The sequence below is a fragment of the Micromonospora sp. WMMD708 genome, from assembly GCF_049315245.1.
GTDB classification, from domain to species: Bacteria; Actinomycetota; Actinomycetes; order Mycobacteriales; family Micromonosporaceae; genus Micromonospora; species Micromonospora wenchangensis.
On record NZ_CP186060.1, the window covers coordinates 6,486,264 to 6,507,518 of the forward strand.

General features: G+C 73.7%; 19 protein-coding genes. 10 read left to right on the top strand and 9 right to left on the bottom strand.

From position 1 onward, the window contains the following. Nucleotides 1-27: 27 nt before the first annotated feature. From ACN260_RS28755 to ACN260_RS28765, 3 genes are all read left to right on the top strand, one after another. Nucleotides 28-528 (top strand): cation:proton antiporter regulatory subunit, encoded by a 501-nt coding sequence (locus tag ACN260_RS28755; protein ID WP_357925039.1) that lies wholly within the window; start codon nucleotides 28-30, stop codon nucleotides 526-528. 5 nt (nucleotides 529-533) lie between these two features. After that, on the top strand, nucleotides 534-1,739 hold the full coding sequence (locus ACN260_RS28760) for a cation:proton antiporter (RefSeq protein WP_422753909.1): 1,206 nt from the start codon (nucleotides 534-536) through the stop codon (nucleotides 1,737-1,739). Between the two features lie 175 nt (nucleotides 1,740-1,914). After that, complete coding sequence (locus tag ACN260_RS28765) at nucleotides 1,915-2,346, top strand: hypothetical protein (protein ID WP_422753910.1); 432 nt, start codon at nucleotides 1,915-1,917, stop codon at nucleotides 2,344-2,346. Between the two features lie 90 nt (nucleotides 2,347-2,436). Here the strand turns inward: ACN260_RS28765 and ACN260_RS28770 are convergent, their stop codons facing one another. The 5 genes from ACN260_RS28770 to dnaK form a co-directional block, all read right to left on the bottom strand. Beyond that, nucleotides 2,437-2,646 carry a hypothetical protein gene (locus ACN260_RS28770; RefSeq protein WP_422753911.1) on the bottom strand — a complete coding sequence of 70 codons (210 nt, stop codon included), beginning with the start codon at nucleotides 2,644-2,646 and terminating at the stop codon, nucleotides 2,437-2,439. Between the two features lie 227 nt (nucleotides 2,647-2,873). Then, nucleotides 2,874-3,317 (bottom strand): heat shock protein transcriptional repressor HspR, encoded by a 444-nt coding sequence (locus ACN260_RS28775; RefSeq protein ID WP_422753912.1) that lies wholly within the window; start codon nucleotides 3,315-3,317, stop codon nucleotides 2,874-2,876. Nucleotides 3,318-3,345: 28 nt separating this feature from the next. Next, a complete protein-coding gene (gene dnaJ / locus ACN260_RS28780) occupies nucleotides 3,346-4,527 on the bottom strand; it encodes a molecular chaperone DnaJ (RefSeq protein ID WP_422753913.1) in 1,182 nt (393 codons plus the stop codon). Nucleotides 4,528-4,608: 81 nt separating this feature from the next. After that, nucleotides 4,609-5,352: a nucleotide exchange factor GrpE gene (gene grpE, locus ACN260_RS28785; protein WP_422753914.1), complete on the bottom strand. Its 744-nt coding sequence runs from the start codon at nucleotides 5,350-5,352 to the stop codon at nucleotides 4,609-4,611. Nucleotides 5,353-5,388: 36 nt separating this feature from the next. Beyond that, a complete protein-coding gene (gene dnaK / locus ACN260_RS28790) occupies nucleotides 5,389-7,263 on the bottom strand; it encodes a molecular chaperone DnaK (protein ID WP_422753915.1) in 1,875 nt (624 codons plus the stop codon). Nucleotides 7,264-7,470: 207 nt separating this feature from the next. On the opposite strand from dnaK, the gene ACN260_RS28795 reads away from it, so the two are divergent. From ACN260_RS28795 to ACN260_RS28805, 3 genes are all read left to right on the top strand, one after another. Continuing rightward, nucleotides 7,471-9,324, top strand: a complete 1,854-nt coding sequence (locus tag ACN260_RS28795; protein ID WP_422753916.1) for an ABC transporter — start codon at nucleotides 7,471-7,473, stop codon at nucleotides 9,322-9,324. A 17-nt stretch (nucleotides 9,325-9,341) separates the two neighbouring features. Then, on the top strand, nucleotides 9,342-11,003 hold the full coding sequence (locus ACN260_RS28800; protein ID WP_422756865.1) for a GTPase: 1,662 nt from the start codon (nucleotides 9,342-9,344) through the stop codon (nucleotides 11,001-11,003). A 115-nt stretch (nucleotides 11,004-11,118) separates the two neighbouring features. Beyond that, complete coding sequence (locus ACN260_RS28805) at nucleotides 11,119-12,345, top strand: hypothetical protein (protein WP_422753917.1); 1,227 nt, start codon at nucleotides 11,119-11,121, stop codon at nucleotides 12,343-12,345. Nucleotides 12,346-12,360: 15 nt separating this feature from the next. Here the strand turns inward: ACN260_RS28805 and ACN260_RS28810 are convergent, their stop codons facing one another. Next, entirely contained in the window at nucleotides 12,361-13,272 is a 912-nt protein-coding gene (locus ACN260_RS28810) for a hypothetical protein (RefSeq protein ID WP_422753918.1), read from the bottom strand. Continuing rightward, nucleotides 13,269-14,399, bottom strand: a complete 1,131-nt coding sequence (locus tag ACN260_RS28815) for an SPFH domain-containing protein (protein ID WP_422753919.1) — start codon at nucleotides 14,397-14,399, stop codon at nucleotides 13,269-13,271. The genes ACN260_RS28810 and ACN260_RS28815 overlap by 4 nt, the downstream gene beginning before the upstream one ends. Before the next feature lie 74 nt (nucleotides 14,400-14,473). Here ACN260_RS28815 and ACN260_RS28820 point away from each other — a divergent pair, with 74 nt between their 5' ends. Continuing rightward, entirely contained in the window at nucleotides 14,474-15,160 is a 687-nt protein-coding gene (locus tag ACN260_RS28820; RefSeq protein WP_422753920.1) for an NUDIX hydrolase, read from the top strand. Between the two features lie 35 nt (nucleotides 15,161-15,195). On the opposite strand, the gene ACN260_RS28825 is transcribed toward ACN260_RS28820, so the two are convergent. Both ACN260_RS28825 and ACN260_RS28830 read right to left on the bottom strand, forming a co-directional pair. Next, nucleotides 15,196-15,777 carry a phosphatase PAP2 family protein gene (locus tag ACN260_RS28825; RefSeq protein WP_422753921.1) on the bottom strand — a complete coding sequence of 194 codons (582 nt, stop codon included), beginning with the start codon at nucleotides 15,775-15,777 and terminating at the stop codon, nucleotides 15,196-15,198. A gap of 175 nt (nucleotides 15,778-15,952) precedes the next feature. Next, nucleotides 15,953-16,942: a hypothetical protein gene (locus tag ACN260_RS28830; protein ID WP_422753922.1), complete on the bottom strand. Its 990-nt coding sequence runs from the start codon at nucleotides 16,940-16,942 to the stop codon at nucleotides 15,953-15,955. 513 nt (nucleotides 16,943-17,455) lie between these two features. On the opposite strand from ACN260_RS28830, the gene pdhA reads away from it, so the two are divergent. From pdhA to ACN260_RS28845, 3 genes are read left to right on the top strand one after another with little or no spacing between them, the layout of a single operon-like run. Continuing rightward, nucleotides 17,456-18,631, top strand: coding sequence for a pyruvate dehydrogenase (acetyl-transferring) E1 component subunit alpha (gene pdhA, locus ACN260_RS28835; protein ID WP_422753923.1), 1,176 nt, complete (start codon nucleotides 17,456-17,458; stop codon nucleotides 18,629-18,631). Then, entirely contained in the window at nucleotides 18,631-19,620 is a 990-nt protein-coding gene (locus ACN260_RS28840; protein WP_402892941.1) for an alpha-ketoacid dehydrogenase subunit beta, read from the top strand. The genes pdhA and ACN260_RS28840 overlap by 1 nt, the downstream gene beginning before the upstream one ends. A gap of 5 nt (nucleotides 19,621-19,625) precedes the next feature. Next, nucleotides 19,626-21,080 carry a dihydrolipoamide acetyltransferase family protein gene (locus ACN260_RS28845; RefSeq protein WP_422756866.1) on the top strand — a complete coding sequence of 485 codons (1,455 nt, stop codon included), beginning with the start codon at nucleotides 19,626-19,628 and terminating at the stop codon, nucleotides 21,078-21,080. The last annotated feature ends 175 nt before the right edge of the window (nucleotides 21,081-21,255 follow it).

Consider the following 21,255-nt stretch of genomic DNA (forward strand, 5'->3'; position numbering starts at 1 on the left):
TGGAGGGCAGGGTATAGCCTCTCGTCCGTGCGAGTACGTGTCGAACAGACCGCCCTACCGGGAATCGGCGTCCGTCATGATCTGATGACGGAGTCCGGCCGCCGGCTCGGTGTGGTCTCCCACCGCAATGGCCGCCGCGACCTGGTCCTCTACGACCCGGACGATCCCGACTCCTGTCAGCACGACATCCCGCTGACCGACGACGAGGCCGAGGCACTTGCCGACATCCTCGGCGCGTCGCTGATGCTGGGTCAGCTCTCCGGTCTGCGCGAGCAGGCGGCCGGGCTGCTCACCGAGCAGATCGCCATCCCGGCCGGGTCGAAGTACGTCAACAAGCGGCTCGGTGACACCAAGGCACGCACCCGCACCAGCGCCTCGATCGTGGCGGTGCTCCGCCACGGCGAGGTCAACGTCTCGCCCGATCCCACCTTCCGCTTCGCGGCCGGTGACGTGGTGGTCGTGGTCGGCACCCGGCAGGGTCTCGACGGGGTGACCGCCATCCTCGCCGACAGTGACCCGGACGGCTGAGGCGGATGCACGAAACCACAACCCTACTGGTCGAGGTCGGCGCCCTCCTCCTGCTGCTCGGGCTGCTCGGTCGGCTCAGCCGCCGGTTCGGCGTCTCCCCCATCCCGCTCTACCTGCTCGCCGGCCTCGCGTTCGGCCACGGCGGTCTGCTGCCGCTGGCCGCCAGCGAGGAGTTCTTCGCCGTCGGCGCCGAGATCGGCGTCATCCTGCTGCTGGTCATGCTCGGCCTGGAATACAGCGCAAACGAGTTGGTCGGCAACCTGCGCTCGGCGGCGCCGGCCGGGCTGATCGACGCGGTCCTCAACGCCCTGCCCGGGTTCGGCTTCGCGCTGCTGCTCGGTTGGGGCTGGGTGGCGGCGGTGGTGCTCGGCGGCATCACCTGGATCTCGTCCTCCGGCGTGATCGCCAAGGTGCTCGGCGACCTCGGCCGGGTCGGTAACCGGGAAACCCCGGTCATCCTGTCCGTGCTCGTCATCGAGGACCTGGCCATGGCGCTCTACCTGCCGCTGGTGACCGCGCTGCTGGCCGGCGTGGGCCTGGTCAAGGGCGGGATGGCACTCGGCATCGCGGTGCTCACCGTGGTGGTCGTGCTGGTCGTCGCCATCCGCTTCGGCCATCTGATCTCCGCCGCCCTGTCGGCGAAGGATCCGGAGGCGCTGCTGCTCGGGGTGCTCGGCCTGACCCTGCTGGTGGCCGGGATCGCCGCCCGGCTCCAGGTCTCCGCCGCCGTCGGGGCGTTCCTGGTCGGCATCGCCCTGTCCGGGCCGGTGGCGCACCACGCCACCGAACTGCTCTCCCCGCTGCGGGACCTCTTCGCCGCCGTCTTCTTCGTCTTCTTCGGCCTGGTCACCGACCCCCGGGACATGCCGCCGGTACTCCTGCCCGCGATCGTGCTGGCCGTGGTCACCATGGGGACGAAGCTGGCCACCGGCTACCTGGCGGCCCGGCGGGCCGGGATCGCCGAGCCCGGCCGGTGGCGGGCAGGTTTCGCCCTGATGCCGCGCGGTGAGTTCTCGATCGTCATCGCCGGTCTCGCGGTCGCCGCCGGCACCGTCGAACCCAGGCTGGCCGCGCTCGCCACGGCGTACGTGCTGATCACCGTGATCACCGGCCCGATGCTCGCCCGGCTGCCCGACATGCGCTGGTTCAAGCAGCGGCTGCGTCGGCGGATCGCCGCCCAGCACCCCCGACCGGTACCCGCCACCGATTGAGTTTCGCCTGGCCAGGCCGACCGCACGGGTCGGCCTGGCCAGGGCATTCGTTGCCGAATTGCTTCCCGGCAGGTCTTCCGCCGGCCGGGTGACGACGGCTAGCGTTGCGCCCCAGCAGGCCAGGGTCTCGCGGGCGGACGGAGACATCCCGCGGGCGTGAGCGGGAAGGTTGCCGGTGAGCGCGCACGGTCCGACGTTCCGCGGCTTCGCCAACCCCGTCGACCCGTCGCCCGCGGAGTTGCGGGCCTGGGCGTACCAACCCGACTCGGTGCCGTTGACCTCGCTGCCCCAGGACTGGGACCTGCTGGTGGCGGGTGACCACCTGGTGCTCACCCTCTTCGATCTGGCCCGGGACCCGGCCTGCCCGGCCCGCCGGTTCGCCCTGCACTGCCTCTACATCTACGCCGCCGACGGCATCCGGACGAAGTTCCGCGCCCACCCCCGGCGTCGGTTCCGCAAGCTGGTGGAGCAGGCCGAGCGTGACGGTGACGAGTTGCTGCGCAACTGGGCGCACAACAGCCGGATGCTGCTGGCCCGGCAGGAACTCTTCACCTACCACGACTGGTGCGAGGGTGGCCTGGTGCGGGACAACCGCCGCCTCGGCTGACGTCGCGCTCGGCCGGACCCGCCCCACCACGCCCGGACGGCGAACGGGCCGGGACCCCCCGTGGGTCCCGGCCCGCACGTCGGCGGATCGTCAGCGTTGCGGTTCGCCCTGGTTGCCGCGTTTCGGCTCGGCCTGCCCCCGGTTCGCCCTCCGGGCGTCCCGGTCGGCGAACCTGCCGTCCTTCACCGTGTCGGAGAACGTGCGCCGGGTGACCCGGTCGAACTTCTTCCGGACGTTCTCGGCCACCTGGTTGAGCCGCTCCTCCGCCTGCCGGGCCACCTTCTTCGCCGATTCCGCCACGGTTCCCCCCGCTGTCGGAGTCCGGATTGGTCCGCTTGCGCCTGATTCACAGGTTAACGGGACAGCCCTGCTCCCGGCGGCGGAATGCCTGAACCCCGCCGGCCGGATCACTCCGGATACGCCGAATAGCGGCATCCCGTCCAGGGGATGCCGCTATCCGCGCCCAGAGGCGTTGATCATGCCGGGCCCGTACGGCGACGGTGCCGGACCACCCGCCCAAGTATCGATCATGCCGGGCCGCTGCGGCGGGGACGCCAGACCACCAGCGCCGTCGAGGTGCGGCTGGTCGGCACCAGATCGCCCCGGGAGAAGCCACTGGCCAGCGTCTCCAACTCGGCGATCCGCCGGTACGCGGCGTCCAGCTCCGCCTCCAGCCGGGCCACCCGCTGCTGGGCCTGCTCCACCAGGCGTTCCAGCCCGATGATCCGCTTCACCCCGGCCAGGTTGACACCCTCGTCCTGGCTGAGCCGCTGCACCTCGCGCAGCAGGACGACGTCCCGCACGCTGTAGCGTCGGCCGCCACCGGCCGCCCGGCCGGCCTGCACCAGGCCGAGCCGGTCGTACTGGCGCAGCGTCTGCGGGTGCATGCCCGCCATCCGTGCCGCTACCGAGATCATCAGCACCTTGGCCTCGTAGGCAGGGTCACCCGAACCGACGAACCCGTCCGACATCCCACTCACCTCCGCACCCGTCCACCGGTCAACCGACCCGACGCACCCGCGCGTCGAGATGTTCCCGGGCCGCCGGTGGCGTCGCGTCGGCGAACGACTCCAGCGCCGCCCGCGCCTCGTCCGACACCGTCGCCGGCACCACCACGTCCAGCGTGACCAGCAGGTCGCCGGCCCGCCCGTCCCGTCGTACGACACCCTTGCCCCGGGCCCGCAGCACCCGCCCGGACGGGGTGCCCGGCGGCACGCGCAGGGTCACCGCGCCGTCCAGCGTGGGCACCCGCAGGTCGGTGCCGAGCACCGCCTCGGCGAAGGTGATCGGCACGGCCAGTGTCAGGTCGTCACCGGTACGCCCGAACAGGTCGTCCGGGCGCACCTTCACCTGCACGAACAGGTCACCCGCCGGCCCACCACGCTGCCCCGGCTCGCCCCGACCGGCCAGCCTGATCCGCTGCCCGTCGGCCACCCCGGCGGGGAACCGGACGTTGAGCGTGCGGGTCTTGGTGACCCCGCCGGTGCCCTGGCACTCGGGGCACTTCTCCTCGACGACCGTCCCGACGCCCTGGCAGTTGCGGCACGGCTCGGAGAAGCTGAACGACCCCTGGTCCCGGGTGGTCACCCCGGCACCGTGGCAGACCGGGCAGGCCGTCGGCTGGGTGCCCGGCTTCGCGCCGTTGCCGTGGCAGGTGTCGCAGACCCCGGGGGCGCGCAACGTCAACGGCAGGGTGACGCCCCGGACGGCGTCGCCGAAGTCGAGCGCGACCTCGGCCTCCACGTCCCGGCCCCGGGCCGGGCCACGCGCCCGGGTCGGGCCGGTGCCCCCGCCGCCGGAGAAGATCGAACTGAACAGGTCGGTGAAGCCGCCGCCACCGAACCGGCTGTCCCCGCCGCCACCGCCGCCGAACAGGTCGGAGACGTCGAACGGGACCCCGCCGGGCTGACCCGCACCACGGGCGCCCCGACGGAACGCGCCCGAGCCGAACAGCGAACGCATCTCGTCGTACTCGCGGCGTTTGGCGTCGTCACCGAGCACCGCGTACGCCTCGGAGACGGCCTTGAACCGCTCCTCGGCCTTCGGGTCACCGGGGTTGTGGTCCGGGTGCGACTCCCGGGCCAGTTTCCGGTACGACTTCTTGATCTCGTCCGAGGAGGCGGACTTCTCCACGCCCAACGTGGCGTAGAAGTCCTTCTCGATCCAGTCCTTGGAACTCACCGGTCCACCCCCTTCCGTGAGATGTGGCCCGGTCGCCCCGCCCGCCTTCCGAGGCGGGCGGGGCGACCGGATGGCCGTGCACTATTCCGGGTCGGCGACCGCGACCATCGCCGGCCGCAGCAGCCGCTCGCCGAGCAGGTAACCCCGACGCATCACCTGCACGCAGGTGGGCTCGTCGACGTCCGGTGAGGTCTGGTGCGCGACCGCCTCGTGCCGGGTCGGGTCGAACGGGTCGCCCTGCTCACCGAAGGGCGTCAGGCCGAACTTGCCCAGCGCCGTGGTGAGCTGCTCGGCCACGGTGCCGAACGGCCCGACCAGGTCGCCGTGTTCCCGGGCCCGGTCCAGGTCGTCCAGGATCGGCAGCAGCGCGGCGAGCACCGAGCCGGTCGCCTGCTCCTGGACCACGCCCCGGTCCCGGTCCACCCGCTTGCGGTAGTTGGCGTACTCCGCCGACACCCGCTGCAGGTCCCGGGTCCGCTCGTCCAGCTCGGCCCGGAGGGCTTCCAGCTCGGCACCGAGCGGGGAGCCCGGGGTGCTGCCGTCGACCGGCTGCGCGGGGGCGTCCACCACCGGCGGACCGGTCGGTGCGGGGCCGTCGAGGGCGGTGGCCTCGGCCTCGATCTCGTCGACCACCACCTCGGACTCCTCGACCAGCCCCTCGGCCGGGACGTCGGCCCCGGCATCGGCGGCGGCAGGCGTCTCCTCGGTCTTGCCGAGCTTGCGGTTGTCCCGGATGACGACCCGCGGCCCGTCGTCGGCGGGCGCGGAGCCACCCGGCGTCGACCCGGAGGTGTCCGGGTCGGCGGCTCGTGGCTTCTCCGTCATGCGACTACCTCGTTCCCTGTGCGGTGGCGCGGACCGTCACTTCTTGTCCTCGTCGACGATCTCCGCGTCGACCACGTCGTCCGGGCCGCCCGCCTTCGGGGCACCGGCGGCACCGGCGGCACCCGCGCCGGCTCCGGCACCCGCGCCGGCCGCGCCCGGTTGCTCACCCTGCTCGGCCTGCTGCGAGTAGAGCAGCGAACCGGCCTGCTGGGAGACCTGGGCGAGCCGCTCGTGGGCCGCCTTGATCTTCTCGATGTCCTGGCCGCCGAGCGCGCCGCGCAGCTCGCCGAGGGCCTCGTTGAGCTGCTCCCGGTTCTCCGTGGGCAGCTTGTCACCGCTCTCGGCGAGGAACTTCTCGGTCTGCCACTGGAGCGCCTCGGCCACGTTGCGGGTCTCGGCCTCCTCCCGGCGACGCTTGTCGTCGTCGGCGTGCTCCTCGGCGTCCCGGCGCATCCGCTCGATGTCGTCCTTCGGCAGCGACGAGCCGCCGGTGATCGTCATCTTCTGTTCCTTGCCGGTGCCCAGGTCCTTGGCGTGCACGTTGACGATGCCATTGGCGTCGATGTCGAAGGTGACCTCGATCTGCGGCACGCCGCGCGGCGCCGGCGGGAGGCCGGTCAGCTCGAAGGTGCCGAGCTTCTTGTTGTACGCCGCGATCTCGCGCTCGCCCTGGAACACCTGGATCAGCACCGACGGCTGGTTGTCGTCGGCCGTGGTGAAGACCTCGGAGCGCTTGGTCGGGATGGTGGTGTTGCGCTCGATGAGCTTGGTGAAGATGCCGCCCTTGGTCTCGATGCCCAGGCTCAGCGGGGTCACGTCGAGCAGCAGGACGTCCTTGACCTCGCCCTTGAGCACACCGGCCTGCAGGGCCGCGCCGACGGCGACGACCTCGTCCGGGTTGACGCCCTTGTTCGGGTCGCGGCCGGTGAGCTGCTTGACCAGGTCGGTCACGGCCGGCATCCGGGTGGAGCCGCCGACCAGGATCACGTGGTCGACGTCGGCGATCTTGATGCCGGCGTCCTTCACGGCCTGCTCGAACGGGCCCTTGCAGCGGTCCAGCAGGTCCTGCGTCATCCGCTGGAACTCGGCGCGGCTGAGCGTCACGTCCAGGTGCAGCGGGCCGGCCGACCCGGCGGTGATGTACGGCAGGTTGATGTTGGTGGTGGTCGCCGCCGACAGCTCGATCTTGGCCTTCTCGGCCGCCTCGCGGAGCCGCTGCAGCGCCATCTTGTCCTGGCCGAGGTCGATGCCGTGCTCGCCCCGGAACGTCTTCACCAGGTGGTCGATGATCCGCTGGTCCCAGTCGTCGCCGCCGAGCTGGTTGTCACCGCTGGTCGACTTGACCTCGACGACGCCCTCGGCCAGCTCCAGCAGGGACACGTCGAAGGTGCCGCCACCGAGGTCGAAGACCAGGACGGTCTGCTCCTTGGAGCCCTTGTCCAGCCCGTACGCCAGGGCCGCCGCGGTCGGCTCGTTGACGATCCGCAGCACGTTGAAGCCGGCGATCTCGCCGGCCTCCTTGGTGGCCTGGCGCTGGCCGTCGTTGAAGTAGGCCGGGACGGTGATCACCGCGTCGGTGATCTGCTCGCCCAGGTAGGCCTCGGCGTCCCGCTTGAGCTTCATCAGCGTGCGCGCCGAGATCTCCTGCGGAGTGTACTTCTTGCCGTCGATGTCGACGGTCCAGTTGGTGCCGATCTCCCGCTTGACCGAGCGGATGGTCCGGTCCGGGTTGGTCACCGCCTGGCGCTTGGCGACCTCACCGACGAGCACCTCGCCGTTGCGGGCGAACGCGACGATCGACGGGGTCGTCCGCGAGCCCTCAGCGTTGGCGATGACGGTGGGCTCACCGCCCTCGAGAACGCTGACGCAGGAGTTCGTCGTGCCGAGGTCGATACCGACCGCACGTGCCATCTTCGCTTCCTCGCTTCGTAACGGGTGGGCAGGTCAGAGGGCCTACCCGGCGGGTCGCCCGGAGCGACCGCACCACAAGTTGAGTGAACTTGACTCAATAGTGCCACGCGATCGCCAAAGTGCAAGTCGAGTTGAGCCGACCCGACGCAACCTGACCGTTACTACCCTCCGGTTGTCTCTGTTGCATCGGTCGGGCACGCTTTAGCGGTGACGACGCACGGCGATCCCGCCACCCGGTCCGGCGCGCCCACCGTCGCCGCCCGCACCGGGCCGTCGGAGACCGACGAGACGCCGCCCGGCCCCACCGGAGACGGCCTGCCCGCCGCCCTCACCGGCCTGCGGGCCGCGATCGGCGCGGCCCGGTTCCCGCTGGCGCTGCCCTCGGCCGAGCCTGCCCGGCACACCGGCCGGGCGCTGACCGACCAGCTCGACGACTACCTGCTGCCCCGGCTGGCCCGGCTCGACGCCCCGCTGCTCGTGGTCGTCGGCGGCTCCACCGGCGCGGGCAAGTCCACACTGGTCAACAGCCTGGTCCAGGCCCGGGTGAGCGCCGCCGGGGTGCTGCGCCCCACCACCCGCTCCCCGGTGCTGGTCTGCAACCCCGCCGACGCCGCCTGGTTCCGCCAGGGCGACCTGCTGCCCGGCCTGACCCGCACCAACGAGCCCAGCGAGGACCCAGGCACCCTGCACCTGGTCACCGCCCCCGCGCTCGCGCCGGGGCTGGCCTTCCTCGACGCCCCCGACATCGACTCGGTGGTCGACGCCAACCGCGCCCTCGCCGGTCAACTGCTCGCCGCCGCCGATCTCTGGCTCTTCGTCACCACCGCCGCCCGGTACGCCGACGCCGTCCCGTGGGAGCTGCTGCGCGCCGCCCGCTCCCGGGGGGCGTCGATCGCCATGGTGCTCGACCGGGTGCCCCCCGAGGCCGCCGACGAGATCGCAGCCCACCTGTCCGAGATGCTCGCCGCCCAGGATCTGGGCGCGGCGCCGCTGTTCGTCCTGCCCGAGACCTGGGTCGACGGCCAGGGGCTGCTGCCCGACCGGGTGACCGCGCCGCTCGGTGGCTGGTTCGCCCGGCTCGCCGCCGATGCCGAGGCCCGCGCCGCCGTGGTCCGGCAGACCCTGGACGGCGCGCTCGCCTCGCTGCACCCCACGGTGGAGGCGCTCGCCGACGCCGCCGACGAGCAGGTGGCCGCCGCCGACGCGCTGGACGACCGGGTCCGGGCCGCCTACCAGGGCGCGCACCGCACCGTGACCGAGGGGCTGAAGGACGGCCGGCTGCTGCGCGGCGAGGTGCTCGCCCGCTGGCAGGAGTTCGTCGGCACCGGGGAGTTCTTCCGGACGCTGGAGGCCCGGATCGGCCGGCTGCGCGACCGGCTCGTCGCCGCGGTCACCGGCCGGCCCGCCACCCCCGCCACCGACCTGCGCAACGCCATCGAGTCGCAACTGGTCATCCTGCTGCGCGGGGTCGCCGCCGAGGCGGCGGAGCACACGTACACCGCCTGGAAGGCGCACCCCGCCGGGGCCGCACTGCTGGAGCCGTCGCTGGCGCACGCCTCGGCCGACCTGCCCGAACGGGCCGAACGGCTGGTCCGTGACTGGCAGCGGGCCGTGCTGGAACTGGTCCGGGACGAGGGCGGCGACCGGCGGTTCGTGGCCCGTACGGCCGCGTACGCGGTCAACGCCACCGGGCTGGCCGTGATGATCGCCGTCTTCGCCTCCACCGCGTTCATCCCCACCGGCCTGGAGGTGGCGACCGGGGCGGGCACCACGGTCGCCGCGCAGGCCGTGCTCCAGGCGATCTTCGGCGACCAGGCGGTGCGTACCCTCGCCGCGAAGGCCCGGGGCGACCTGCTGGAGCGGGTCCGCGCGCTGCTCGACGAGGAGGCGGCCCGCTACCTGGCCCGCACCGACGCCGCCCGGCCCGGCCCGGAGGCCGCCGCCGGCCTGCGCCGGGCCGCCGCCCGGGTCGAGGTTGCCCGGCACCGCAGCGGCCTCGCCGACCAGACCGGCCCGGCGCTACCGACCCCGACCCCGACCCCCGAGGACGGCATCCGGTGACCAACATCGTCGGCCGGATGCGCGAGGCGCTCCGGGGTGACCAGCGTGTCGACGCCGATGCCCTGGTGGCCCGGCTCGACGCGGTGCGCCGCTTCCTCGACGCGGTCGACGGCGAGGTGCCCGACACCCGGCTGGTCGGCGCGCACACCCTGGTCGAGCGGGCCGGCACCCGGTTGTCGCTGTCCCGGGACCACACCGTGGTGGCGCTGGCCGGGGCCACCGGCAGCGGCAAGTCCAGCCTGTTCAACGCCCTGGCCCAGCTGGAACTCTCCCCGGTCGGGGTGCGCCGGCCCACCACCGGTGTCGCGCACGCCTGCGTGTGGGGGCCGCTGGACGGCGGCAACCGGCTGCTGGACTGGGTGGGCGTGCTGCCCCGGCACCGGTTCGTCCGGGAGAGCGCGCTGGACGGCGACGACGAGTCCGCCCTGCACGGGTTGATCCTGCTAGACCTGCCCGACTTCGACTCGGTGCAGCGGTCCCACCGGCTGGAGGTGGACCGCCTGCTCGGCCTGGTCGACCTGGTCGTCTGGGTGGTCGACCCGCAGAAGTACGCCGACCGGGTGATCCACACGAGCTACCTGCGCGAGTTCCACCGGCACCGGGACGTGACGGTGGTGGTGCTCAACCAGGCCGACCGGTTGCCCCCGGCCGAGCTGCCCCGGGTGCTGGCCGACCTGCGCCGGCTGCTCGACGTCGACGGGCTCGACGGGGTGCCCCTGCTGGCCACCACGGCGGTCGAGCCGGACGGGATGACCGGGCTGCGGGAGGCGCTGGAGCGGGCGGTGTCGGACCGGCAGGCCGCGCTGCGCCGGCTCTGGGGCGATGCCGACACGGTGACGGCCGCGCTGGGGGAACTGGTCGCCGTCGAGGCCCCCGGGCACACCCCGGACGCGGAGACGATCCGCACCCTGGACCGGGCGCTGGCCGACGCGGCCGGGGTGCCCACGGTGACGGGGGCGGTCGAGGGGGCGTACCGGCAGCGGGCCGGTGCCGCGACCGGCTGGCCGCTGGTCCGCGGCTGGCGGCGGCTACGCCCCGACCCGCTGCGCCGGCTGCACCTGCCCGGCCCGGCGACCGACCCGCAGCAGCCGGCGCAGGCCCCGCTCGCGGCGACCTCGGTGCCCGAACCGACGGCCGCCCAGCAGTCCGCCCTCGGGCTGGCCATCCGCGCCGTCGGCGACCGTTCCGGCGCGGGCCTGCCCGCCCCCTGGCCGGCAGCGGTGACCGCCGCCGCCCGGTCCCGCCTGGCCGACCTGCCGGACGCGCTGGACGCGGCGGTCGCCGGCACCGACCTGGGCATGGAACGCCGGCCGCTGTGGTGGCGGCTGGTGGGCGGTGTCCAGTGGCTGGTCACCCTCGCCGCCGTGGTCGGGCTGGGCTGGCTGGTGCTCGGGTACGCGCTGCGCGCCCTCGGGCTGCCGGCGCTGGAGTACCCCCGGGTGGGCGAGACGCCGCTACCCACCGTGCTGCTGCTCGGCGGGTTGCTCGCCGGTCTGCTGGTGGCGGCGGTGACCGGGCCGGTGATCCGGTGGGCGGCCCGGCGGGCCCGGCAGCGGGCCGAGGGGCGGCTCACCGAGGAGGTCGCCCGGGTCGGCGCGGAGTACGTCCTCACCCCCGTACGCGACCTCGTCGACCGGTACGCCCTCGCCCGCCGCGCCTGGCAGGACGCCGCCGGCTGACCGTCCGGCGGGGAACACCCCGGCCCGGCGTCCATCGACGGACACCGACCACCGGCCGGCGAACGCGGACGTCGGCACGGGTGTCCGGGGCGGCGCGGCGGCGTAGGGTCGTGCCATGGCCACGCCACAGACCCCCTACGACGCGGTGCTGTCCGCCGCCCGCGACGTGACCAGGCTGGACTGCGCGCTCGACGCCGAGATGCTCGGCACGGCGCTGCTGGGCAGCGTCTACGCGATCGCCGAGACCGACCGGGAGACGGCGGTCCGGGAATTCGTCTCCGGTTTCCTCGCCGCCACCTCCCGCCGCCGTACGGCCGCCGCCACCACCATCCGGCAGGTCTTCGCCGCGCTGGTCCCGACCGCCGAGGGCGCGGCGAAGGTCCGCCCCGGCGCGCAGGCGCCGGCCTGGGCCGGCCAGCTCGGCCGGGTCCACCTCACCGGCACCTGGTCCTACGGCGACGTGTACGGCGACCAGACCTCCTACCTGGCCACCTTCGCCTACGACGACGAGTCGGGCGGCCCGGAGCACGCCCTGGTCGCGCTGATCGACCACAACATCGGCATCACCAAGGACGTCTTCGTCGGTGGTCCCGCCGAACGCATCCTCGCGCAGGTCCGGCAGATGTGCGCCGACGACGACCTGACCTGGTTCCGGGAGGAGGACCCGGCCCGGATGCACGGCGAGGTGGGCCGCCACCTGGAGATCACCGACGACCTCGGCGACCTGCCCGCCGAAGGTTCGCTCGCCACCGACCGGGCGCTGGTCGGGGCACGGTTGGCGGTGTTGCCGCAGGCGAGCGCCGACACCGCCGGCTGGCCCACCGAGCCGCTCTCCGGCGACGAACGCACCGCGCTGGTCCGGGCCTTCCTGGCCGCCCCCGAGGCGGCCCGGTACGGGCTGAACACCCTCGACGGCGACGCCGAGCTGGCCTCGCTGCACTTCTGCCTCGGCCTGCTCTTCGACCACGCGGCGAGCTTCCCGGACGCCGATCCGTTGCGCTGGAGCCCGGCGGTGGCCGGGCTGTTCCTGCTCGACTGGGTGCACCGGCGGGCCGTGCTGGACATGGACGACGCGGCGATGCTGCCCCGGGTGCTGCGCGCCTGGACGGCGTTCGCGGCCCGGCGACGCGGGCTGCCCGAGCGGGCCGTCACCCAGACCGACGAGGCGATCGAGGAACTGGTGCCGGAGTTCGCCCGGCTCTATTCGACAGGCGAGCGGCGTAGCCCGGCGACGGCGGCGGTGGCCCAGTTGATGGCCGACGGCGTCGACCCGGACGACCCGGTCGCGCTGGACGCCTGGATCGAGGCCAACCGGCAGCGCCTCGGCGACGACACCCCCTGACCGGCCGACCGCCGGTCAGGGCTCGACCAGGGCCAGCCGGCCGGGGGCGACGTCGAGGCGGACGCGCTGGCCCCAGCGCAGCGTCAACCGGTCGGTCTCCAGGCCGTCGGCGAAGGCCACCAGGCCGTCGGACTCGGCGGTCAGCTCCAGCGTGTCGGTGCCGTCGAGGCGGCCGGCGACCAGGTCGGCCCCGGTGACCGGGGACGGCCACGCCTCCCGGACGAACCAGCACAGCGCCGGCTCCTGCGGGGCGGGGAGCGCGACGGTGGTCGGTCGACCCCGGGCGATCGAGGCGCACCAGCCGGTGGCCCCGGTGCCGGTGCCGACGACCACCCCGGAGGACGACTGCCGCTCCCGGCGGGGTCGGCCGTCGGAGGTGACGTCGAGCAGGTAGCGGGCCGACTGGTGGGAGGGGTGCCCGACGTACACCTCGTTGAGGCCGACCAGTTCCTGGCCGTCGTCGAGGGTGGCCCGGACCATGGCCCGGTGCCGCAGCGGCGCGGTCCCGGCCACCACCGCCGGCAGCAGGGCGGCCACCTGGTCGCCGGTGCACCGGACCAGCACCCCGGCGTTGCGGCCCGGCTCCGGGTCGACGCCGACGACGGGTTGCCCGCTGAGGTACTTCGCCACGTTGGCGACCAGTCCGTCCGGCCCGACGGCGACCACGACGTCCTCCGGCCCGAACAGGAACCGGGGCAGGTCGTCCCGGTTCACCGTGCCGCGTCGCCAGTCGGCGGGGACGGCGGCCCCGACGGCGGTCAGCGCCGCCTGGAGTGCCTCGTGCCGGTCCACCACCTCGGCCAGGTCCCGCCCCCGGGCGCGCAGGTACCACTGGGCCGCCGCCCGGGTGCCGTGCCGGGCGAGCAGTTCGTCCAGCTCGCTGGGGCGACGGACGACCACCACCCGGGGGGCCAGGGTGGCGCTCACCGGTCGACCGTCCCGGTCGGGCCGGTGAGCGTCCCGGTCGGGCCGGTGAGCCGGCCGAGCAGGTCGGCGAGCAGGTCCGGGGTGACCGTGAGTTGGCCGATCGGGGGGAGCTGACCGGCGAGTTCCCGGACGGTGAGGGCCTGGAGGACCGCCGGCGGCAGTTCGGCGTACGTGGCCAGTTTCGCCGCCTCCGCCTCGGCCTCGGCGGCGCCGACGGCGCGTACCGTCTCGGCCTTGGCCAGGGCGAGCGTCCGTTCCTTGTCGGCGGTGCCGGCGGCGAGCAGGCGCTCCTTCTCCGCCTCGGCGGTGGCGAGCACCCGGGCCCGCTCGGCGGCGGCGGTGTTGGCGACCTGTTCCCGTTCCGCCTTGCCGTGGGCGGCGGCCAGCTCGGCGGCGGCGTCGAGTTCGGCCCGGCGGCGGGCGTTCGCCCCGTGCTGCTCGACGAGCTGCTGCTCCCGACGGGCCAGTTCGATCTTGTTCTGGAGTTCGTTCTCGGCGATGCCGCGTTCCTGCTCGACGGCCTGGGCCCGGCGGGCGTACGTGGCCCGGTCGGCCTGCACCTGCACGGCCTCCCGGGTGGGGGTCTGCAGGGCGCGTTCCAGTTCCGGTTCGGGCCGGACGGCGACGACCCGGGCGCTGACCACGGCGACGCCGATGTCGGCGAGCCGGGGCTCGGTGCCGAGCGCGGCGGAGACCGCCTCCCGTACGGGTGCCACGGTGGTCAGCGCCTCGGCCAGCGGGACCCGGGCGAGCAGGTCGAGGGCGGGCTGCTGGGCCAGCTCGGCCAGCAGCGTGGCCACCTGGTCGAGGGGGCGGGAGCGGGCCCGGCCGGTGCGCGGGTCGACCGAGAAGTCGAGCCGGGCGGCGGCCAGCGCCGGGTCGGCCACCCGGTAGGTCACGGTGGCCTGGACGGTGATGTCGGCGAAGTCGCCGGTACGGGCGTGGAAGAGCAGCGGCAACTCCCGGTCGTCCACCGGCACCTCGCTCAGCACGGCGGTCAGCGGCCGGTACCAGAACGACTGGCCGGTGCCCTCCCGCCTGACCCGCCCGGCGACGTGCAGCCGGACCCAGTTGGTCGGTGTCCCGCGCAGGTGGCGCAGGAAGAGTCGTCGCGTCACGTCGGCCATGGCTTCACCCTCCCTTTTTCGTCTCCACGACGATAACCATCCTGATAGGTTATCGTCAAGGTGGTGATAAAACGATGACCGACTACCCGCCCTTCGCCGTGACCGTCGACCTGGTGGTGCTCACCGTGCGCGCCGACGCGTTGCACCTGCTGCTCGTCCGCCGGGGCATCCCGCCGGACCAGGGCCGGTGGGCGCTGCCGGGCGGCTTCGTCGGCATCGACGAGGACCTGCCCGACGCCGCCGCCCGGGAACTGACCGAGGAGACCGGGCTACCGGAGCCGGTCGGCCACCTGGAACAGCTCGGCACGTACGGCCGACCCGGCCGCGACCCGCGCGGACGGGTGGTCACCGTGGCCTGGCTGGCGCTGCTGCCCGACCTGCCCACCCCGGTCGCCGGCTCGGACGCCGCCTCGGCCGAGTGGATGCCGGTCAGCCGGCTCGCCCCCGGCCAGCTCGCCTTCGACCACGACCTGATCGTCGCCGACGGCCTGGAACGGGCCCGCGCGAAGCTGGAGTACACCCCACTGGCCGGTGCCTTCTGCCCGCCCGAGTTCACCGTGGCCCAACTACGGGCGGTCTACGAGACGGTCTGGGGCACCCGGCTGGACCCGCGCAACTTCCACCGCAAGGTCACCGGCACCCCCGGCTTCGTCAGCCCCGTCGGCCGTGCCACCGAAGGCGACCGGGGACGGCCCGCCCAACTCTTCCGCCGGGGCCCGGCGACCCGGCTCCACCCACCCATGCTCCGCCCCGAACCCTGACGGCCCCGCGTGCCGACCGCCCGGCGGCGGGACGCTCAGGACAGCGTCGCGAAGACCAGCCCGGCGACCAGGGCGCCCACCAGCCCGCCGGTCACGACCTGCGCGACGGTGTGGTCGCGCAACCGCACCCGGGACCAGCCGACCAGGCCGAGCAGCGGAACCGCCGGCAGCAGCCGGGGGCCGAAGGTGAGCACCAGCACCACCAGCGTGCCGGCGGCCACCGCCGAGTGGATCGACATCTTCCACCGGTGACTGGCCGACACCGCCACCACCAGACCGACCACCCCGGTCGCGACCAGGGCCAGCACCGGGCGCGGTGCACCGAGCGCCGCGAGCAGGGCCAGCCCGGCGGCGGCCGACACCAGGCCGAACAGCAGCGGCACCCGGCGTTGCTCACGCCGACCGATGTGGTGGTCGGTGAGCCGGCCCCGCCGCACCCCGTTGAGGACGTACGCGAACGGGATGCCGGCGGCGAAGACCGTGGCGAGCAGCCCCCAGGCCAACCCCCGGACGCCACCCGCGCCGTGCCAACCGATCACCAGGGTCAGCCCGGTGACGAGCACGGCCGGCGCGGTCACCTCGGTCACCCACCGGGCCACCCGGACCGCTGCTCCCACCGACCCGACGGGGGCCCGACCGGGGACGGACGGAACGTCGCGGGCCGGGGGTGGTCCGGGGTCGCCCGCCGGCCGGTCACCCCCCTCGTCGCGCGTACTCAGCGTTCCGCCCCCGCATGTCGTGCCGGCTGGTCCGTCGCGCCGGGTGGCCGGCGGCGTGCGCACCGTGGACGGTTCAGCCGGCGTCGTTCGTCACCGTACCGTCCGGGTCGGTGCCGTCGTGGCTGGTCGGCGCGGGTATCGCGGGCGTCTGCGGCGTGGGGGCCGGGGTGGCCGGAGGGCGGTCGACCGGGGTCGACGCACCCGTCGGTGGCGTGCCGGTACGCGGCACGCGACGGACCTCGTCCCGCGGCTGGACGGGACGGGGGGCCCGGGTCGGGATGGCCGTCACGGTGGGCCGGGGACGCGGGGTGGGGACCACGGTGACCGTGACGGTGGGACACGGTCCGGCCGTCGGCCCCGGGGTCGGATCGGGTTCCAGGGTCGAGGTCGGGCCGGGCGTGGGTACCGGCGTGGGGGTGTCGGAGGGGGCCGAGGTCGGCGACGGGTCCGGGGGCGGTTCGGAGAACGTGGTCGTCGGCTCGGCGCTCGGTTCCGCGCTCGGGCCCGGTTCCGCGCTCGGGCCCGGTTCCGTACTCGGGCCCGGTTCCGCGCTCGGGCTCGGTGCGGTACTCGGGCTCGGTGCGGTGGGGGTGGGGTGGGCAGGGGCCGGGGCCGGGGCGTGCGTCCGGGGGACGGGACGGGGGGTCGCGGCGGGGACCGCCGGGGGCGGCGCGGGACGGTGGGTGCCGCCGGTGCCGTCGGTGCCCGGGACGGCGGCCGGCGTGGGTGGTGGGGGCGTGCCGGCCGGGCCGGTCGGCGGCAGGGCCGGCTGGCCGGTGGCGGGCACCGGGACGACGACCGGCCCGACCGACGGGGTGGGCAGGAACGGGGTGCCGTTGTCCGGCAACGCGGTGCTGCCCACGGTGGCGGAGCCGGCGCTGATCGCGGCGAGGACGGGCATGGAGGCGGCCCCGGCGAGCAGGGCGACGGTGAACAGGTAGCCCCGGTGAGGTGCGCCCAGGCCCGGGGCCCGGTGGACGCCGATCATCCGCCGGTAGCTGCCGCCGCCGGCCCGGTGCCGCCCGAGGAGGGGGATCGGAGGACCGTCACCTGGCTCGGACACCGCACACTCCCTCGTCGACCTGGACGTGTTCGCCGGCGGGCAGCACGGATCAGAACGGACATTATTCGCCAAACGCCCACCAGTACCGGTCAGCTTGACCCAGTGACGCCCAGTTCACCAGGCACCACAGCGTGTCGACACACAAAAAGTCCGTCACCCGACCGGCACGGTCACGGCGGCACGGCCGCGCCACGACAAAAAAGTCCACGGGTCACCAAGCGGACATGTCACCACCGGCGGGAGGGCCATACTGTGGGGCCGCTCACCTCCTCTGCAATCATTCAGGCACGACGGCAACGCAGCCGCCCCTCCGCGTACCCCGTGGCAGGCACGGCTGGTGGCCGACGCTCCCGAACCGGGTTCGACCCATGGATCCGGCTCAGGTCGTGCGGCAACCCCCACCGGGGCCAGGCACGACCGCCAGGAACCAGTCCGGCAACAGCCGGGCCGGCGCACGTTGTGCGCGGACGGGTGACCCCCCGGCTCGGGCACAGACACGACAGGGAGAGACGGATGGCAAAGGGCGACCCTGCGGTCTCCAGCCGCGGCCGGCGAGCCGCACCCCGGTCCCGGCGGGCCACGACCGGCGAGCCGGAACTCGTACAGCTGCTCACCCCGGCCGGCGAGCGGATCGAGAGCGCGACCGGCCCGGACGGCACCGAGTACCGCGTCGACTTCACCGACGACGAGTACCGCGGCCTCTACCGCGACCTGGTGCTGGTACGCAAGCTCGACGCCGAGGCGACCGCGTTGCAGCGGCAGGGCGAGCTGGGCCTGTGGGCCTCGCTGCTCGGCCAGGAGGCCGCCCAGGTCGGCTCCGGACGGGCGCTGCGCAGCCAGGACATGGCCTTCCCGACCTACCGGGAGCACGGCGTCCTCTACTGCCGGGGCATCGACCCGATCATGCCGCTCGGCCTGTTCCGCGGCGTCGACCAGGGCGGCTGGGACCCGAACGAGTTCAAGTTCAACATGTACACGATCGTCATCGGGGCGCAGACCCTGCACGCCACCGGGTACGCCATGGGCGTCCACATGGACGGCCGGACCGGCACCGAGGACGGCGAGGCGGTGATCGCCTACTTCGGCGACGGCGCCACCAGCCAGGGCGACGTCAACGAGGCGTTCGTCTGGGCCAGCGTCTTCAACGCCCCCCTGGTGTTCTTCTGCCAGAACAACCAGTACGCCATCTCCGAGCCGCTGGAACGCCAGACCCGGGTCCCGCTCTACCGGCGGGCCGGCGGCTTCGGCTTCCCCGGTGTCCGGGTCGACGGCAACGACGTGCTCGCCTCGTACGCGGTGACCCGGCACGCGCTGGACAACGCCCGGCTCGGCCAGGGGCCCAGCCTGATCGAGGCGTACACCTACCGGATGGGCGCGCACACCACCTCCGACGACCCGACCCGTTACCGGATCGCCAGCGAGGTCGAGGCCTGGCAGGCCAAGGACCCGATCGCCCGGATGAAGGCGTTCCTCGACAAGCAGCAGCTCGCCGACGCCGACTTCTTCGCCGAGGTCGACGAACAGGCCCGCACCGAGGCGGTGCACCTGCGCGAACGGGTGCTCGACCTGCCCGACCCGCAACCGGTCAGCATGTTCGACCACGTCTACCCGCACGGCTCGCCCGAGTTGGACGCCCAGCGGGCCCAGTTCAGCAGGTACCTGGAGTCGTTCGAGGGGAGCGCGCACTGATGGCCACGGAGACCCTCACCCTGGGCAAGGCCCTCAACACCGGTCTGCGCCGCGCCCTGGAGAACGACCCGAAGGTCGTCATCATGGGCGAGGACGTCGGCAAGCTCGGCGGCGTCTTCCGGATCACCGACGGCCTCCAGAAGGACTTCGGCGACCAGCGGGTGATCGACACCCCGCTGGCCGAGTCCGGCATCATCGGCACCGCCGTCGGCCTGGCCATCCGGGGCTTCCGGCCGATCTGCGAGATCCAGTTCGACGGCTTCGTCTACCCGGCGTACGACCAGATCGTGTCGCAGGTGGCCAAGATGCACTACCGCTCGCAGGGCAAGGTCACCATCCCGATGGTGATCCGGATCCCCTACGGCGGCGGCATCGGCGCGGTCGAGCACCACTCCGAGTCACCGGAGGCGTACTTCGCGCACACCGCCGGGCTGAAGGTGGTGACCTGCGCCAACCCGCAGGACGCGTACGTGATGATCCAGCAGGCCATCGCCTCGGACGACCCGATCGTCTTCCTGGAGCCCAAGCGCCGCTACTGGGAGAAGGGGCCGGTCGACCTGGACGCCCCGCTGTCCGGGGCGTACCCGCTGCACGCCGCCCGGGTGGTGCGGCCGGGCACCGACGCCACCGTGCTGGCGTACGGCCCGATGGTGCGCACCGCGCTGGACGCGGCGACCGCCGCCGCCGAGGACGGCCGGGAGCTGGAGGTCGTCGACCTGCGTACGCTCTCCCCGCTGGACCTGACCGCCGCGTACGAGTCGGTGCGGCGCACCGGCCGGTGCGTGGTCGTCCACGAGGCCCCGGGCAACCTGGGGCTGGGTTCGGAGATCGCGGCCCGGATCACCGAGGAGTGCTTCTACTCCCTGGAGTCCCCGGTGCTGCGGGTCACCGGCTTCGACACCCCCTACCCGGCCAGCCGGGTGGAGGAGGAGTACCTGCCCGACCTCGACCGGGTGCTCGACGCCGTCGACCGCACCTTCGGCTGGTGAGCGCGGTGTCCCGGATCAAGGAGTTCAACCTGCCCGACCTGGGCGAGGGGCTGACCGAGGGCGAGATCCTCGCCTGGCTGGTCAAGGTGGGCGACGTCATCGAGCTGAACCAGCCGATCGTCGAGGTGGAGACGGCCAAGGCGGCCGTGGAGATCCCGGCGAAGTGGGCCGGTGAGGTGCGCTCGATCTTCCACCCGGAGGGGAGCACGGTCGAGGTCGGCACCCCGATCATCGCGATCGACACCGACCCGGGTGCCGGCCCGGTCGAGGAGTCGACGACCACCGCCGCCGGCTCGGACCTGCCCACCCCCTCGGCCGCCTCCCTGGCCGCGGTCCAGGTCGCCCCGGCCGAGGGCATGGTCGAGCCCGGCCTGATCGGCGGCGTGGCCCCGGGTGGCCGAACGGCCGTCCTGGTCGGCTACGGCCCCCGCACCACCCCCGCCAAACGCCGCCCCCGCCGTCCCCCCACCCCCACTCGCGCCGATCATGGAGTTGTGGTGGGGGACAAAAGCGTCCCTGTAACCGCAGAACCGGCACCACGAGTCCATGATCGACGGAGCGTGGGTGGTGCGGTGCTGGCGAAGCCGCCGGTGCGCAAGCTCGCCAAGGATCTCGGGGTCGATCTCGCCGCGCTGGTGGGGTCGGGGCCGCTGGGGTCGATCACGCGGGAGGACGTCCGGCGGGCGGTGGCGGGGAGCACGGCGATGGCCGAGCCGGCGGCGGTAACGTCACCGACCACCTCGGCCGCGAGCTTCGGCGCGGACCGTGAGCAGCGCATCCCGGTCAAGGGGGTACGCAAGCTCACCGCCGAGAACATGTCCCGTTCGGCGTTCACCGCCCCGCACGTCACGGAGTTCCTGACCGTGGACGTGACCCGGACGATGAAGGCGCTGGACCGGCTGCGCGGGCGGCGGGACTGGCGCGACGTGCGGGTCTCGCCGTTGCTGCTGGTCGCCAAGGCGGTGCTGCTGGCGGTCCGGCGGCACCCGATGGTCAACTCGACCTGGGCCGGCGACGAGATCGTCGTCAAGGAGTACGTCAACCTGGGCATCGCGGCGGCCACCGAGCGCGGGCTGATCGTGCCGAACATCAAGGACGCCGGCCGGCTCACGCTGCGTGAGCTGGCGGATGCGTTGACGGGTCTGGTGCAGACGGCCAAGGCGGGGAAGACCTCCCCGGCGGACATGTCCGGCGGCACCCTGACGATCACCAACGTCGGGGTGTTCGGGGTGGACACCGGCACCCCGATCCTGCCGCCGGGCGAGTCGGCGATCCTGGCCTTCGGCGCGGTCCGTGAGCTGCCGTGGGTCCACAAGGGCAAGGTCAAGCCGCGCCAGGTGACCACGCTGGGGCTCTCCTTCGACCACCGGATCATCGACGGCGAGTTGGGGTCGAAGTTCCTGCGGGACATCGGGGACTTCCTCGCCGACCCGGAGGCGGCGCTGCTCGCCTGGACCTGACCGGCGACGTTCCGGCCACGGCCGGTGTGCACAGGGTGAACGCCCGGCACACCGGCCGTTGTCGTTGAGGGAAGAAATAGTGGCCAGATCGCTCTCTGGCCTACGATCCTTAGGCCCGTGTTGCAGCTCACCTAATAATCGATGGCAACCACCGCCCGATGGGTGTTCAATGGAG

Excerpts from the sequence above, each read along its gene's own strand:
- dnaK (WP_422753915.1), bottom strand. The coding sequence starts at position 7,263 with ATGGCACGTGCGGTCGGTATCGACCTCGGCACGACGAACTCCTGCGTC.
- ACN260_RS28800 (WP_422756865.1), top strand. The coding sequence starts at position 9,342 with ATGCGCGAGGCGCTCCGGGGTGACCAGCGTGTCGACGCCGATGCCCTG.
- ACN260_RS28815 (WP_422753919.1), bottom strand. The coding sequence starts at position 14,399 with ATGGCCGACGTGACGCGACGACTCTTCCTGCGCCACCTGCGCGGGACA.
- ACN260_RS28775 (WP_422753912.1), bottom strand. The coding sequence starts at position 3,317 with ATGTCGGACGGGTTCGTCGGTTCGGGTGACCCTGCCTACGAGGCCAAG.
- ACN260_RS28760 (WP_422753909.1), top strand. The coding sequence starts at position 534 with ATGCACGAAACCACAACCCTACTGGTCGAGGTCGGCGCCCTCCTCCTG.
- ACN260_RS28820 (WP_422753920.1), top strand. The coding sequence starts at position 14,474 with ATGACCGACTACCCGCCCTTCGCCGTGACCGTCGACCTGGTGGTGCTC.
- pdhA (WP_422753923.1), top strand. The coding sequence starts at position 17,456 with ATGGCAAAGGGCGACCCTGCGGTCTCCAGCCGCGGCCGGCGAGCCGCA.
- grpE (WP_422753914.1), bottom strand. The coding sequence starts at position 5,352 with ATGACGGAGAAGCCACGAGCCGCCGACCCGGACACCTCCGGGTCGACG.
- ACN260_RS28805 (WP_422753917.1), top strand. The coding sequence starts at position 11,119 with ATGGCCACGCCACAGACCCCCTACGACGCGGTGCTGTCCGCCGCCCGC.
- ACN260_RS28840 (WP_402892941.1), top strand. The coding sequence starts at position 18,631 with ATGGCCACGGAGACCCTCACCCTGGGCAAGGCCCTCAACACCGGTCTG.